Origin of the sequence: Glycomyces sp. NRRL B-16210 (genome assembly GCF_000719515.1) — a bacterium.
GTDB lineage: Bacteria > Actinomycetota > Actinomycetes > Mycobacteriales > Micromonosporaceae > Glycomyces.
The window spans coordinates 81,723-96,464 of sequence record NZ_JOGR01000003.1 but is presented as its reverse complement, the minus strand read 5'-3'; the positions used below and the strand labels follow the sequence as shown (position 1 = coordinate 96,464).

Below are 14,742 nucleotides of genomic sequence, written 5' to 3'. Positions count from 1 at the left end.
TGCGCGCCGCCCGGCCGGTCCTCCGGCCCGCGCGCCTCGTCAGAGGCCGCCGGCGCGCGCACGTTAGGACACGGAGCGGGAAGCTCCGTAGGTAGCCCAGGAAGAGAAGGACACGATGGCTCCCAACAAGAAGGCCGTTGTGACGTTCAAGCTGGAACTCGCGGGTGGCCAGGCCACCCCGGCTCCGCCGGTGGGTCCCGCCCTCGGCCAGCACGGCGTCAACATCATGGAGTTCTGCAAGGCCTACAACGCGGCCACCGAATCCCAGCGCGGCGAAGTGCTGCCCGCCGAGATCACGGTGTACGAGGACCGTTCGTTCACGTTCGTCCTCAAGACCCCGCCGGCCGCCAAGCTCCTGCTCAAGGCCGCCGGTGTCGCCAAGGGCTCGGGCGAGCCCCACCGCGTCAAGGTCGGCAAGGTGACCCAGGCCCAGGTGCGCGAGATCGCGGAGAAGAAGCTCCCCGACCTCAACGCCAACGACCTCGACGCCGCGTCGCTCATCGTCGCCGGCACCGCCCGCTCCATGGGCATCACGGTCGAGGCCTAGCCGCAGCCTGAACGGCACCGCCGACTGATCGGCACCCAAGCAACCAGTGGAAGAGCACGCGCCCGCTCCCACCACGACATCCGAAGGATGGAACATGAAGCGCAGCAAGAAGTACACCGACCTCGCCAAGAAGGTCGACCGCACGCAGCTCTACTCGCCGACCGAAGCGACCGGTCTCGCCAAGGAGACCTCGCCGACCTCGTTCGACGCCACCGTCGAGGTCGCCCTGCGCCTCGGCGTCGACCCCCGTCAGGCCGACCAGCTGGTCCGCGGCACCGTCTCCCTGCCCCACGGCACGGGCAAGACCGTCCGCGTGATCGTCTTCGCCGAAGGCGACAAGGCCGAGGCCGCCGTCGCCGCCGGCGCCGACGAGGTCGGCTCCGACGAGCTGGTCAAGCGGATCTCCGAGGGCTGGCTCGACTTCGACGCCGCCGTCGCCACGCCCGACCAGATGGCCAAGATCGGCCGGATCGCGCGCATCCTGGGCCCGCGCGGTCTCATGCCGAACCCGAAGACCGGCACCGTCACACCGGACGTCGCGAAGGCCGTCACCGAGATCAAGGCCGGCAAGATCTCCTTCCGCGTCGACAAGCACGCGAACCTGCACCTGCCGATCGGCAAGACCAGCTTCTCGGGCGAGCAGCTCGCGGAGAACTACGCCGCGGCCCTCGAAGAGGTGCAGCGCCTGAAGCCCGCCAGCTCCAAGGGCGTGTACATCAAGAAGTCCGTCATCACCACCACCATGGGTCCCGGCATCCCGGTCGACCCGCAGGCGGTCAAGATCAAGTAGCGCCGCCCCGAGCGGTGTGACGTGGCCCCAGTGCAGGCTCCTGCACTGGGGCTTCGCTCTTGCCCCCTGTTACGATCGAGGCCAACAACCCGAAGACCGTCGGTCACCGCCTCGTGCGGTTGTAAACCATCCTGGGGCCAACGTAGGGCGACTCGAAGCGGCCATGGCCGTTTGTCTCATGAGGCGTCCCACTGGGGCGCCTTTCTTGTCGCCTCCGTGACGGTTGAGGATTGATCAGCCGAGAAAGGAGGGAAATATGGCTGAACGGGAATACCCGGCGGGTAAGCAGACCGCCATCGCCGAACTCGCCGACGACTTCTCCAACGCGACCGCCGCAGTGCTCACCGAGTACCGCGGACTGACCGTTGCAGAGCTCCGCGAGCTGCGGCGTTCCCTCGGCGAGGGAACGCGTTACCGCGTCGCCAAGAACACCCTCGCCAAGCGTGCCGCCAACCAGGCCGGCGTGACCGGTCTGGACGACCTGTTCACCGGTCCCACCGCGATCACCTTCATCGAAGGCGACCCGGTGGAAGCCGCCAAGGGCCTGCGCAACTTCGCCAAGACGCACGAATCCCTGGTCATCAAGGGCGGATACATGGAGGGCAAGGCCCTCTCCGTCGATGAGATCACCAGGCTCGCCGACCTCGAGTCGCGCGAAGTGCTCCTGGCCAAGCTCGCCGGCGCGCTCAAGGCCACTGCGCAGAAGACCGCCTCCGTGCTCGCCGCCCCTGCCTCGCAGGTGGCCCGGCTCGGTACGGCTCTGCAGGACAAGAAAGCGGCGAGTGGGGAATAGCCCCGCTGGCCCGAGACTTTAAAGAAAGGAACCACCATGGCCAAGCTGTCCACCACGGAACTGCTCGACGCTTTCAAGGAGATGACCCTCCTCGAGGTCTCCGAGTTCGTCAAGGCGTTCGAGGAGGAGTTCGACGTCTCCGCCGCCGCTGCGGTCGCCGTCGCCGCCCCCGCCGCCGGCGGCGAGGAAGCCGCTGTCGAGAAGGACACCTTCGACGTCGTCCTGGACTCGGCCGGCGAGTCGAAGATCAAGGTCATCAAGGAAGTCCGCGCCCTGACCGGCCTCGGCCTGAAGGAAGCCAAGGAGCTCGTCGAGAGCGCCCCCAAGGCCGTCCTCGAAGGCGCGAAGAAGGAAGACGCGGACAAGGCGAAGGAAGCCCTCGAGGGCGCCGGCGCCAGCGTCTCCCTCAAGTAGTCGCGAACGCGGCGACGCCGGGGCCCTCGGGCCTCGCGCCGCCGGACCGGGCCCGCACCGCCGACAGGCGGCGCGGGCCCGGTCTCGTCGTATCCGCCTCCCGATCTCCCACCGCCGCAAGGGAACGAAACGGTCTCGATGGGCTCGTCCGGGGATATTTCTGAGAAGATTCGCCCTCGGCTGCAACGAATCGGCGCGGCCGCCACGTCTTGCGGTTAGAACACCCCCCGACACGCAAGGAGATGGACGATGCCCGCATTGAGAGGGGCCGCCGGAATCGGCGCGGCGGCCGTACTCGTACTCACGAGCGGCTGCGGCATGCTCGGCATCGGAGGCGAGGAGCCGGAGTCCGAGGAGGACCGCCTCGTCGCGATGCTCAACGAGAGCTTCCGGATCGAGGGCGAGCTCATGGCCGCCGAGTTCCGCATCGTCCAGAACTGCCTCGAGGACGAGGGCTTCACCGTTCACGACGCGTGGTCGATGATGGCGTACCAGTCGCCCAAGGTGGACTCGCTCACCTCCTACTACCCCCACGAGCAGTTCCTCATCGATCCCGAGGAGGCCGCGGAGTACGGCTTCGGGCAGTGGGCGAACAGCCCCGACGGCTGGGAGGACCCTTCCGCGGAGGACTACTACGCCTCCCAGGAGGAGAAGTGGGAGGACGACGGCTGGGAGGACCCCGACAACTCCGAGTTCGAGGCGCTGCCCCCCGCCGAGCAGTACGCCTGGTACGTCGCCTACCAGGGCGCGGAGTACGTGGAGATGGCCTACGGCACCGAGTCCGAGTGGGTCGAGGGCTTCGAGGGCGACTACTCCGAGGGCGAGGAGTTCGACGAGGAGGAGCTTCCCGAGGGCGAACTCCCCGAAGGCGAGATCGACTTCGAGGAGGAGTCCTGGGAGGAGCCCAAGCCGGGCGGCTGCCAGCTCGAGATGATCGAGGCCCTCTACGGCGAGCCGCGCCTGGTCGAGGAGACCTGGGAGGGCGAGGGCGAGAGCAGCTCGTACTCCTACTGGACCTACCGTCCCCAGAACCCCGCCGAGAACCAGGAGTCCATGTGGGAGGACATCGAGTTCGGCTACACCGACTCCATGGCCGACCTCCAGTACGAGTTCCTCGACTGCCTCGCCGAGAAGGGCTTGGAGGACTGGGAGTTCGACGAGTACAACGGCCTGCCCATCTGGGAGTTCTTCGCCGAGATCTACTACCAGAACGCCAGCGACTTCGAGCAGGAGCGGATGATGTGGGGCGACTCCAGCGTCGACGTCCCGCCGGTCCCCGACGACGTCGGCGACTCCTACGAGGAGTGGAAGGCCTTCGAGATCCAGACCGCCCAGGACTTCGCCGACTGCGGCGATCAGACCGGTTACGCCGAGGCCTCCGAGAAGGCCTACAAGGAGCTCCACTTCGAGGCCTACAAGGCCATCGAAGAGGACACCTACAGCTGGCAGCAGGACATGAACGAGTACCTCTCCAAGGCCCAGGAGCTCCTGGACGCCTGAGCGGGGGACCGCCGAGCACGCAACAGCCACCCTCTATCGGGGTAATGGGCCCGGGTCGCGCAGATGGGGTGCGGCCCGGGCTTCCCCGTGCCCGGCCCCGCACGGACGGGCGGAACCTCGGGTCCCGGTTGCAACGGATCGATCGGCCCGAGTCGTCTACGGGGAGAACGCTCGACCCCCGTCAGTGAGAGAAGCGAAATGACACAGTGGAACAGAAGCATCGGGGCGGTCGCGCTCGCCGCGGCGCTCGCCGCCTCGGCGGCGTGCACCGCCTCGGACGAGGACGGCACGGAGGGAAGCGGCGCGGGCACCTCGCAGGAGCAGACCGAGACCGACCTGCTGGGCCTGCTGAACGAGTCCGGCCGGCTCGTCCGCGAACTGGTGGCCGCCGAGAACCGGATCCTCACCCAGTGCCTGGAGGACCGGGGGTTCACCGTCCACGACCGGTTCACGATCATGGAGATCGGCGGCTACGAGGCCGATTCGCTCGCGATCGGCGACCCCATCGAGGGCCTCTTCCCCGAGCCCGACATCGCGGCGAAGTGGGGCTTCGGCGCCTGGGCCGACACCGCGGAGGGCATGGAAGCGCCCGACTACGACGAATACCGCGAGTCCCGCCGGTCCGGGGACTCGGAGGGCTTCGACGGCTCGCCCGAGTCCGGCGGCCCCATGGGCGACTCGGACCCGATCGACAACTCGGCATTCGACGCGCTCTCGCCCGATGACCGGCTCGCCTGGTACATCGCCTACGGCGGCGAGGAGTACGCCGTCTGGCAGGGCCTCGCCGACGAGGAGCTCGAAGCGCAGTACCGCGACGAGGACGGGATCCGGACCACGCCCGCCCCGGGCGGCTGCTATCTCGAGATGGTCGAGTCCCTCTACGGCGAGCCCGAACTCGTGATCGACGAGGAGACGGGCAGCTCCCGGTGGACCGGGCGCCCCTCCTCGCCCGAATTCGAAGGCGAGGGCTGGGCCCAGGTCGTCCCGACCTACCGCGAACGCGTCGCCGACGAGGAGTCCGCGTTCGTCGACTGCCTCATCGACCGCGGCCGGGGCGAATGGGAGTTCTCCGAACTCGGCGACCTCAGCATCTGGGCCTACTTCACGGGCGTCTACTCCGGGCAGTGGACCTCCAGCGACGGCGCCGACTACACCGAAGGGGTCCCCGCCCCGCCCTCGGACCTCCCCTCCGACTTCGAAGGCCTGCGCCAGTACGAGACCGGGGTCGCGGTCGACTTCGTCGAGTGCGGCGACGAGAGCGGGCTGCGCGAGACGTCCCCGGCCCAGTGGGAGGCGGTGCACCTCGAGTACTACCAGTCGATCGAGCCCGAGCTCTACGCCTGGCAGGAGCAGATCCGCGAGGCCCTCGCCAAGTCCCAGGAACTGATCGGCTCCTTAAGATCCGGAGCCTTGAGCGCGCGTCACCTTCGCGGCGCCCGCTCGTTGTACCGATGAGGCGGTTCCGCGAGGGCCGCCGGCAGTGCGAGGGCGGGACGCCGCGATGCGGTCGGGCCCGGTCCGCGAGAGCGGCCCGGGCCGACGGCAGGCGACGCGACGGCGTCCCGCACCCGCACCGAACCACCGAGCACCGAACCATCAAGCACTGAACCGCCAACGCACCGCCACGCAGCGTCGGCGACCGAACACGAACCTCCGCCGCGACACGCCCGGGCCCGGCGATCCCCGGGCCCTTCCCTGCCCCCGCGCGCCCGCCGCCGCTCGGTCGCTCCGTGTCCGGTCACGGCCGCATTGCGCTGCGGATCGCCTGCCCGCCGGCCCGTTCCCGAGGCCCGCGCCGGCCCCGGTTCCGGCGTCGGGGCCGAAGGGGCGCATCCGGGCGAATTAGACGCCTGACTTGACGAAGTGTGACTTGATCCTGCAAACTAGTTCCTCAAGCGCCACTGCGTGGCGCGCGCTACGTTCAGCAGTGGCGGGCACCGTCCCGGCTCCGCGGGCGGGCGCACGGGCCGCGATCGCGGCCCGGAGGCAGGACGGTCCGGGCAAAGCGTGCGAGCCCGCGGATCGAGCAGTGTTTACTGGAGGAACTTCGGCAGCGGGAGAGATTGTCGTCACCACGTACCCCACCACGCGGTGGGGCGGTTGACAGTCGGCCGGAGCTTACGCTAGGGTATTAATTTGCGCTGCCTCCTTCACGCCTTCTTGACGCGGTGAGGGTCGTGGACGGTGGGGATTCCAGGCTATCGACCGACGTTCAATGCCATGCTGGCTTGACCGCTCGACTCGCTGCCCGTCTCCGGCTGTTCTCGTCGATCCCGCATTGATGCGGTGACTGTGGCATGCGCCGGCCGTCGTAACACTCAGGTCCTCGGAAGGACGAATCTTGGCAGCTTCCCGCACTGGCAAGACCAGCTCCAGCAAGAGCAAGCACGCACCTCGCCGTATCTCTTTCGGCAGGATCGCAGAGAAACTCGAAGTCCCGAACCTTCTGGCGCTCCAGACCGACTCGTTCGACTGGCTCGTCGGCAACGATTCCTACCGCGCCCGCGTGGGGGAGGACGCCGAGAGCGGCCTGGGTGACATCCTCGAGGAGATCAGCCCGATCGAGGACTTCTCGGGCACCATGAGCCTGTCCTTCTCGAACCCGAGGTTCGACGAGGTCAAGGCCCCGATCGAGGAATGCCGCGAGAAGGACCTCACCTACTGCGCCCCGCTGTTCGTCACGGCGGAGTTCATCAACCACACCACCGGCGAGATCAAGAGCCAGACGGTCTTCATGGGCGACTTCCCCATGATGACCCCGAAGGGCACCTTCATCATCAACGGCACCGAGCGGGTGGTCGTCTCGCAGCTCGTCCGTTCGCCCGGCGTGTACTTCTCGAAGGAACCCGACAAGACCTCCGACCGCGACCTCACCAGCGCCAAGGTCATTCCCGGCCGCGGCGCCTGGCTCGAGTTCGACATCGACAAGCGCGAGACCGTGGGCGTGCGCGTCGACCGCAAGCGCCGCCAGGCCGTGACCGTCCTGCTCAAGGCGATCGGCTGGGACAACGACCGCATCCGCGAGCGCTTCGGCTGGTCCGAGCTCATGATGGCGACCCTGGAGAAGGACACCATCAACTCGCAGGACGAGGCCCTGCTCGACATCTACCGCAAGCTCCGCCCGGGCGAGCCGCCGACCAAGGACAACGCGCAGTCGCTGCTGGAGAACCTGTTCTTCAACAAGAAGCGCTACGACCTGGCGAAGGTCGGCCGCTACAAGGTCAACAAGAAGTTCGGCCTGGACTCCCCGATCTCCACGGGCGTCCTGACCGAGGAGGACCTGGCCTCGACGATCGAGTTCATGCTGCGGCTGCACTCGGCCGAGCCCGGCTACGGCCCCGACGACATCGACCACTTCGGCAACCGCCGCCTGCGCACCGTCGGCGAGCTCATCCAGAACCAGATCCGGGTGGGCCTGTCGCGCATGGAGCGCGTCGTGCGCGAGCGGATGACGACCCAGGACGTCGAGGCGATCACGCCGCAGACCCTGATCAACATCCGCCCCGTGGTGGCCGCGATCAAGGAGTTCTTCGGCACCTCGCAGCTGTCGCAGTTCATGGACCAGGTGAACCCGATCGCGGGTCTGACCCACCGCCGTCGCCTCTCGGCGCTCGGCCCCGGTGGCCTCTCCCGCGACCGCGCCGCCATGGACGTGCGCGACGTGCACCCGTCGCACTACGGCCGCATGTGCCCGATCGAGACGCCCGAAGGCCCGAACATCGGCCTCATCGGCGCCATGTCGACCTTCGCTCGGGTCAACCCGTTCGGCTTCATCGAGACGCCGTACCGCAAGGTCGTCGACTCGAAGGTCACCGACGAGATCCAGTACCTCACGGCCGACGAAGAGGACCGCTTCACCATCGCGCAGGCGAACCAGCTGCTCAACGAGGACGGCACGTTCCTCGACACGCAGGTCCTGGCCCGCGGCCGCGGCGGCGAGGCCGAGCTCCTGACGGCCGACGAGATCGACTTCATGGACGTCTCGCCGCGCCAGATGACCTCGGTCGCGACCGCGCTGGTGCCGTTCCTGGAGCACGACGACGCCAACCGCGCCCTCATGGGCGCGAACATGCAGCGCCAGGCGGTCCCGCTCATCAAGACCGACTCGCCGCTGGTGGGCACCGGCATGGAGTACCGCGCCGCGGTGGACGCCGGCGACGTGGTCGTCGCCGAGTCCGACGGCGTCGTGGAGGACTCCAGCGCCGACTACATCACCATCGCGCAGGACAACGGCATGCGCCGCACCTACCTGCTGCACAAGTTCCGCCGCTCCAACGCGGGCTCGTGCATCAACCAGGTGCCCCTCGTCACCGAGGGCGAGCGCGTGGAGGCCGGCCAGCCGATCGCCGACGGCCCCTCGACCGACAAGGGCGAGATGGCCCTCGGCAAGAACCTGCTGGTCGCCTTCACCACCTGGGAGGGCCAGAACTTCGAGGACGCCATCGTGCTCTCCTCGCGTCTGGTCGAGGAGGACGTGCTCACCTCGATCCACATCGACGAGCACGAGGTCGACGCCCGCGACACCAAGCTGGGTCCGGAGGAGATCACCCGCGACATCCCGAACGTCGGCGAGGAGATGCTCTCCGACCTCGACGACCGCGGCATCATCCGCATCGGCGCCGAGGTCGAGGACGGCGACATCCTCGTCGGGAAGGTCACGCCGAAGGGCGAGACCGAGCTGACCCCCGAGGAGCGCCTGCTGCGCGCGATCTTCGGCGAGAAGGCCCGCGAGGTCCGCGACACCTCCCTGAAGGTCCCGCACGGCGAGGCCGGCACGGTCATCGGCGTCCGGACCTTCTCCCGCGAGGACGGCGACGAGCTGAGCCCCGGCGTCAACGAGCTGGTGCGCGTCTACATCGCGCAGAAGCGCAAGATCGGCGTCGGCGACAAGCTCGCCGGCCGCCACGGCAACAAGGGCGTCATCTCCAAGGTCGTGCCGCAGGAGGACATGCCGTTCCTGCCCGACGGCACCCCGATCGACATCCTGCTCAACCCGCTGGGCGTGCCGGGCCGAATGAACATCGGCCAGGTGCTCGAGGTCCACCTGGGCTGGGCGGCGAAGGCCGGCTGGAAGCTGGAGGGCTTCGACGAGGCCTGGCAGCAGGCGCTCCAGGCCATCGGGGCCGACGAGGCCCCGGCGGACTCGAAGGTCGGGACGCCGGTGTTCGACGGCGCCCACCCCGACGAGGTCCAGGGCGTCCTGGCGAGCACGCTCCCCAACCGCGACGGCCAGCGCATGGTGGCCCCCACGGGCAAGGCGCAGCTGTTCGACGGTCGCACGGGCGAGCCGTTCCCGGACCCGATCAGCGTCGGGTACATGTACATCCTGAAGCTGAACCACATGGTCGACGACAAGATCCACGCGCGTTCGACCGGTCCGTACTCGATGATCACCCAGCAGCCGCTGGGCGGCAAAGCCCAGTTCGGCGGCCAGCGCTTCGGTGAGATGGAGTGCTGGGCCATGCAGGCCTACGGCGCGGCGTACGCGTTGCAGGAGCTGCTGACGATCAAGTCCGACGACGTGGTCGGCCGCGTGAAGGTCTACGAGGCCATCGTCAAGGGCGAGAACGTGCCCGAGCCGGGTATCCCCGAATCGTTCAAGGTGCTGCTCAAGGAGCTCCAGTCGCTCTGCCTCAACGTGGAGGTCCTGTCCGCCGACGGGCAGGCCATCCAGATGACCGAGAGCGACGACGAGGTCTTCCGCGCCGCAGAGGAGCTCGGGATCGACCTGTCCCACGAAGAGCCCTCCAGCGTGGACTTCGAAAGCGCCTGACGTCGAGTGAGGGCGGCGGTCCCCAGACCGTCGCCCTCCCCAACGTCTCATCCATCCTTAAAGAAGCATCAAGGGGAAGAAGAGTTCAGTGCTCGACGTCAACTTCTTCGACAAGTTGAAGATCGGCCTCGCCACCGCCGAGGACATCCGGCAGTGGTCACACGGCGAGGTGAAGAAGCCCGAGACCATCAACTACCGAACCCTCAAGCCCGAGAAGGACGGACTCTTCTGCGAGAAGATCTTCGGTCCGACCCGGGACTGGGAGTGCTACTGCGGCAAGTACAAGCGCATCCGGTTCAAGGGCATCATCTGTGAGCGCTGCGGCGTCGAGGTGACGCGTTCGAAGGTCCGCCGCGAGCGGATGGGCCACATCGAGCTCGCCGCCCCGGTGACGCACATCTGGTACTTCAAGGGCGTGCCCTCCCGTCTGGGCTACCTGCTGGACCTGGCGCCGAAGGACCTCGAGAAGGTCATCTACTTCGCGGCGTACGTCGTGACCGCGGTCGACGACGAGGCCCGCCAGCGGGACCTCCCGACCCTGGAGAACGAGATCGTCGCCGAGAAGCGGCATCTGGAGCAGCAGCGCGACGCCGCGATCGAGGAGCGCGCCTCGAAGCTCGAGGCCGACCTGGCCGAGCTGGAGGCCGAGGGCGCCCGCGCCGACGTCCGCCGCAAGGTCAAGGACGGCGGCGAGCGCGAGATGCGCCAGATCCGCGACAAGGCGCAGCGCGAGATCGACCGCCTCGACGAGGTCATGGACACCTTCCGCAAGCTGGAGGTGCGCCAGCTCATCGGCGACGAGATGCTCTACCGCGAGCTCCAGCAGCGCTTCGGGGAGTACTACTCCGGCGGCATGGGCGCGGAGTCCATCAAGGCGCTCCTTCAGAACCTGGACCTGGACGCCGAGGCGATCAGCCTGCGCGAGACCATCGCGACCGGCAAGGGCCAGAAGAAGCTGCGGGCGCTCAAGCGCCTCAAGGTCGTCGCCGCGTTCCAGGCCACCGGCAACTCGCCGCTGGGCATGGTCCTCGACTGCGTGCCGGTGATCCCGCCGGAGCTGCGCCCGATGGTGCAGCTCGACGGCGGCCGGTTCGCGACCTCGGACCTCAACGACCTGTACCGCCGCGTCATCAACCGCAACAACCGCCTCAAGCGCCTGATGGACCTGGGCGCGCCCGAGATCATCGTGGCGAACGAGAAGCGGATGCTCCAGGAGTCGGTGGACGCGCTGTTCGACAACGGCCGCCGCGGCCGCCCGGTCACGGGCCCGGGCAACCGTCCGCTCAAGTCGCTCTCGGACATGCTCAAGGGCAAGCAGGGCCGGTTCCGCCAGAACCTGCTCGGCAAGCGCGTGGACTACTCGGGCCGTTCGGTCATCGTGGTCGGTCCGCGCCTGAAGCTCCACCAGTGCGGTCTGCCCAAGCAGATGGCGCTGGAGCTGTTCAAGCCGTTCGTGATGAAGCGCCTGGTGGATCTCAACCACGCGCAGAACATCAAGTCGGCCAAGCGCATGGTCGAGCGCGCGCGCCCGGTCGTGTGGGACGTGCTCGAAGAGGTCATCTCCGAGCACCCGGTCCTGCTCAACCGCGCGCCCACGCTGCACCGCCTCGGCATCCAGGCCTTCGAGCCGCAGCTGGTCGAGGGCAAGGCCATCCAGCTCCACCCGCTGGTGTGCACCGCCTTCAACGCCGACTTCGACGGCGACCAGATGGCCGTGCACGTGCCGCTGTCGGCCGAGGCCCAGGCCGAGGCCCGCATCCTGATGCTGGCCTCGAACAACATCCTCAAGCCCTCGGACGGCAAGCCGGTGGCCCTGCCCACGCAGGACCAGATCATCGGCCTGTACTACCTGACGCACCGCTCCGAAGGGCGCGTCGGCGAGGGCCGGGCGTTCTCGGACGTCGGCGAGGCGCAGATGGCGAAGGACCGCGGGGAGCTGGACCTCCAGGCCCCGATCCGGATCCGCCTGGACGGCATCGAGTCGATCAACAACGGGCCCGCCGAGGCGTGGACCGCTCCCGAGGAGTGGACCCCGGGCGAGCCGCTGCTGGTCGAGACGACGCTGGGCCGGGTGTTCTTCAACGAGTGCCTGCCGCCGGACTTCGAGTACGTCAACTACGAGGTCCGCAAGGGCCAGTTGTCGAACATCATCCACGACCTGTCCGAGCACTACTCGAAGGTGCAGCTGGGCGCCTGCCTGGACGCGCTGAAGTCCGCGGGCTTCAAGTGGGCCGGCTGGTCGGGTGTGACCATCGGCATCGAGGACGTCGTGGAGCCGGCGCACAAGGCCGAGATCCTGGAGAAGTACGAGGGCGACTCGGCCAAGATCGACAAGCAGTACGTCCGCGGCCTCATGACGGCCGAGGAGCGCCGCGGCGAGTTGACCGAGATCTGGACGCGGGCGACCGCCGAGGTGCTCGACGACCTGAACGAGACGCTCCAGCCGGAGAACCCGCTGTGGCAGATGATCAACTCGGGCGCCCGGGGCAACATGCTCCAGCTCCGCCAGATCGCCGGCATGCGCGGCCTGGTGGCGAACCCGAAGGGCGAGATCATCCCGCGTCCGATCAAGTCCTCGCTGCGCGAGGGCCTGACGGTGCTGGAGTACTTCATCTCGACGCACGGTTCGCGCAAGGGCCTCGCCGACACCGCGCTGCGGACCGCCGACTCGGGTTACCTGACCCGTCGTCTGGTGGACGTGTCGCAGGACGTCATCATCCGCGAGGACGACTGCGGCACCGACCGGGCCCTGGACTTCCAGGTCTCGATCGAGGTCGACGGCCGGTTCATCGAGAACGACCAGGTCGAGACCGCGATCGACGCGAGGAACCTCGCCGAGGACGTCGAGGTCGACGGCAAGGTCGTCATGGAGCGCAACACGGCGCTGAACTCCGACCACATCGCCGAGCTCGTCGCCGCGGGCGTCGCGACGGTGAAGGTGCGCTCGGTGCTGACGTGCGAGTCCCGCCAGGGCGTGTGCGCGGCCTGCTACGGCCGGTCGATGCCCACGGGCGAGAAGGTGGACCTCGGCGAGGCCGTCGGCATCATCGCCGCGCAGTCCATCGGCGAGCCCGGCACCCAGCTGACGATGCGGACCTTCCACACCGGCGGTGTGGCCGGGGACGACATCACGCAGGGTCTGCCGCGTGTGCAGGAGGTCTTCGAGGCGCGCATCCCGAAGGGCAAGGCGCCGATCGCCGAGGCCGCCGGGACCGTGCGGATCGAGGACGCCGAGAAGAGCCGCAAGATCATCATCAGCCCCGACGACGGGTCTGAGGAGATCGTGGTCGACAAGGTGCCGCGGCGTCTGCGCCTGCGCGTGGGCGACGGCGAGCACGTCGAGGTCGGCGAGAAGCTCGTCGAGGGCACCATCGACCCGCACGAGCTGCTGCGCGTGCTCGGTCCGCGGAAGGTCCAGCGCCACCTGGTGGAGCAGGTCCAGGACGTGTACCGCTCGCAGGGCGTGATGATCCACGACAAGCACATCGAGATCATCGTGCGCCAGATGCTCAAGCGGATCACGATCATCGACTCGGGCACCTCGGAGTTCCTGCCGGGCTCCCTGGTCGACCGCCTGGAGTTCGAGGAGCAGAACCGCAAGATCATCGCCGACGGCGGCGAGCCGGCCTCCGGCCGCCCGCAGCTGATGGGCATCACCAAGGCGTCGCTGGCGACCGAGTCGTGGCTGTCCGCGGCCTCGTTCCAGGAGACGACCCGGGTGCTCACCGAGGCGGCGATCTCCGGCAAGTCCGACAGCCTCGTCGGCCTGAAGGAGAACGTGATCCTCGGCAAGCTGATCCCCGCGGGCACCGGTATCGCCAAGTACCGCAATGTCACGGTGGAGCCGACCGAGGAGGCCAAGGCGGCCGTGTACTCGCTGGGCGGGTACGAGGACACCACGGCCAACGCCTTCGCCTACGGCGGCGGCCCGGCCGTGAGCCTCGAGGACTCCTACGACCTGGGCTCGTTCTAGAAAAGCAACACCCTGCCGATTCCCGACGGCACGAAGAAACCGGTGGGCCGGTGGCGCGAAGCGCCACCGGCCCACCGGCGTTTCACAGCGGCGGAGCCGTCATGCGCATGTAGAACGTGTACATGGTGACCGTCGAGATCCGTGATGTTCCGATCGAAGTCCACGACGCGCTCGTGGCCGAAGCGGAGCGCCGCAGCCAGTCCTTGCAGGATTATCTGCTGTCGCTCTTCGTGGAAGCGGCACGCCGCAGACAGGAGATCGCGAAGCGGAATCGGTCCGGGGAGGCGGACGGGGGCTAGCGCAAGTCGAGATGGACGCGGATGGCGTCGTCGAGTTGGGCGAGCAGCTCGGCGTCGATCGATCCGACGCGGTTGTAGATTCGCTCGACGTCGGCCGCCTTGAGCAGTTCGGCCTGCGCTTTCGAGTCGTGATCGAGGCCGCTGCGCTCAGCGGGCAGCAGGACATGGAACGGGTAGATCTTCTTGGTGTTCGTCGTCGTCGGCACCACCGCGAGAATGCCGCGGCCGAGTTGTTCGGCGCGGCGATTCGCGTGATCGTTGGTGACGATGATCGCCGGGCGGACCTTGTTCGCCTCCGAACCGCGCGCCGGCTCGAAGTCGACCAGGTAGATGTCACCCCTCCGCATCGGTCATCCCATCACCGGTGATGGAGTCCCAGAGTGCGGCGTCCTCGCTGGCGTACCACTCATCCCAAGCGGCTTCGTACTGGTCGCCGAGCTCCGCCTCGCGCAACAGCGCGATGCTGTGCTGGACCGCGGCGGATCGGGAGCGGATGCCGTGCGCCTTGGCGAAGTTGTCGAGGAAGCGGATGTCCTCGTCGGGAATGCTCAGGCTCACTTTCATACTTGTGATCATACCTGTAATTGCTACCTGATCGGGCAACTCGACTGGAGGATTTGCGAGGATGCGTCGAAGGTGTGTCGGTGTGGTGC

At 67.9% G+C, this 14,742-nt stretch carries 11 protein-coding genes; 9 read left to right on the top strand and 2 right to left on the bottom strand.

Going from position 1 to position 14,742, the window contains the following annotated elements:
- The first annotated feature begins 115 nt into the window (after positions 1–115).
- The 9 genes from rplK (at position 116) to IF12_RS22665 (ending at position 14,089) form a co-directional block, all read left to right on the top strand.
- Positions 116–547 (top strand): 50S ribosomal protein L11, encoded by a 432-nt coding sequence (gene rplK / locus IF12_RS0104795; protein WP_030155172.1) that lies wholly within the window; start codon positions 116–118, stop codon positions 545–547.
- Between the two features lie 94 nt (positions 548–641).
- Complete coding sequence (gene rplA, locus IF12_RS0104790) at positions 642–1,337, top strand: 50S ribosomal protein L1 (RefSeq protein WP_030155170.1); 696 nt, start codon at positions 642–644, stop codon at positions 1,335–1,337.
- Positions 1,338–1,593: 256 nt separating this feature from the next.
- Positions 1,594–2,130: a 50S ribosomal protein L10 gene (gene rplJ / locus IF12_RS0104785; RefSeq protein WP_030155168.1), complete on the top strand. Its 537-nt coding sequence runs from the start codon at positions 1,594–1,596 to the stop codon at positions 2,128–2,130.
- A gap of 36 nt (positions 2,131–2,166) precedes the next feature.
- Positions 2,167–2,544 carry a 50S ribosomal protein L7/L12 gene (gene rplL / locus IF12_RS0104780; RefSeq protein WP_030155166.1) on the top strand — a complete coding sequence of 126 codons (378 nt, stop codon included), beginning with the start codon at positions 2,167–2,169 and terminating at the stop codon, positions 2,542–2,544.
- Positions 2,545–2,793: 249 nt separating this feature from the next.
- Positions 2,794–4,044 (top strand): hypothetical protein, encoded by a 1,251-nt coding sequence (locus IF12_RS0104775; protein ID WP_133884398.1) that lies wholly within the window; start codon positions 2,794–2,796, stop codon positions 4,042–4,044.
- 198 nt (positions 4,045–4,242) lie between these two features.
- Positions 4,243–5,499: a hypothetical protein gene (locus IF12_RS0104770; protein ID WP_030155163.1), complete on the top strand. Its 1,257-nt coding sequence runs from the start codon at positions 4,243–4,245 to the stop codon at positions 5,497–5,499.
- Between the two features lie 886 nt (positions 5,500–6,385).
- On the top strand, positions 6,386–9,817 hold the full coding sequence (locus IF12_RS0104765) for a DNA-directed RNA polymerase subunit beta (protein ID WP_030155161.1): 3,432 nt from the start codon (positions 6,386–6,388) through the stop codon (positions 9,815–9,817).
- An 88-nt stretch (positions 9,818–9,905) separates the two neighbouring features.
- A complete protein-coding gene (locus tag IF12_RS0104760; RefSeq protein WP_030155159.1) occupies positions 9,906–13,790 on the top strand; it encodes a DNA-directed RNA polymerase subunit beta' in 3,885 nt (1,294 codons plus the stop codon).
- A 122-nt stretch (positions 13,791–13,912) separates the two neighbouring features.
- A complete protein-coding gene (locus IF12_RS22665; protein WP_156036811.1) occupies positions 13,913–14,089 on the top strand; it encodes a hypothetical protein in 177 nt (58 codons plus the stop codon).
- Here the strand turns inward: IF12_RS22665 and IF12_RS0104750 are convergent.
- Both IF12_RS0104750 and IF12_RS0104745 read right to left on the bottom strand, forming a co-directional pair.
- Complete coding sequence (locus IF12_RS0104750) at positions 14,086–14,436, bottom strand: type II toxin-antitoxin system PemK/MazF family toxin (RefSeq protein ID WP_030155157.1); 351 nt, start codon at positions 14,434–14,436, stop codon at positions 14,086–14,088. The two genes, IF12_RS22665 and IF12_RS0104750, sit on opposite strands and share 4 nt — an antisense overlap.
- Entirely contained in the window at positions 14,423–14,653 is a 231-nt protein-coding gene (locus tag IF12_RS0104745) for a ribbon-helix-helix domain-containing protein (RefSeq protein WP_030155155.1), read from the bottom strand. The genes IF12_RS0104750 and IF12_RS0104745 overlap by 14 nt, the downstream gene beginning before the upstream one ends.
- Between the last annotated feature and the right edge of the window lie 89 nt (positions 14,654–14,742).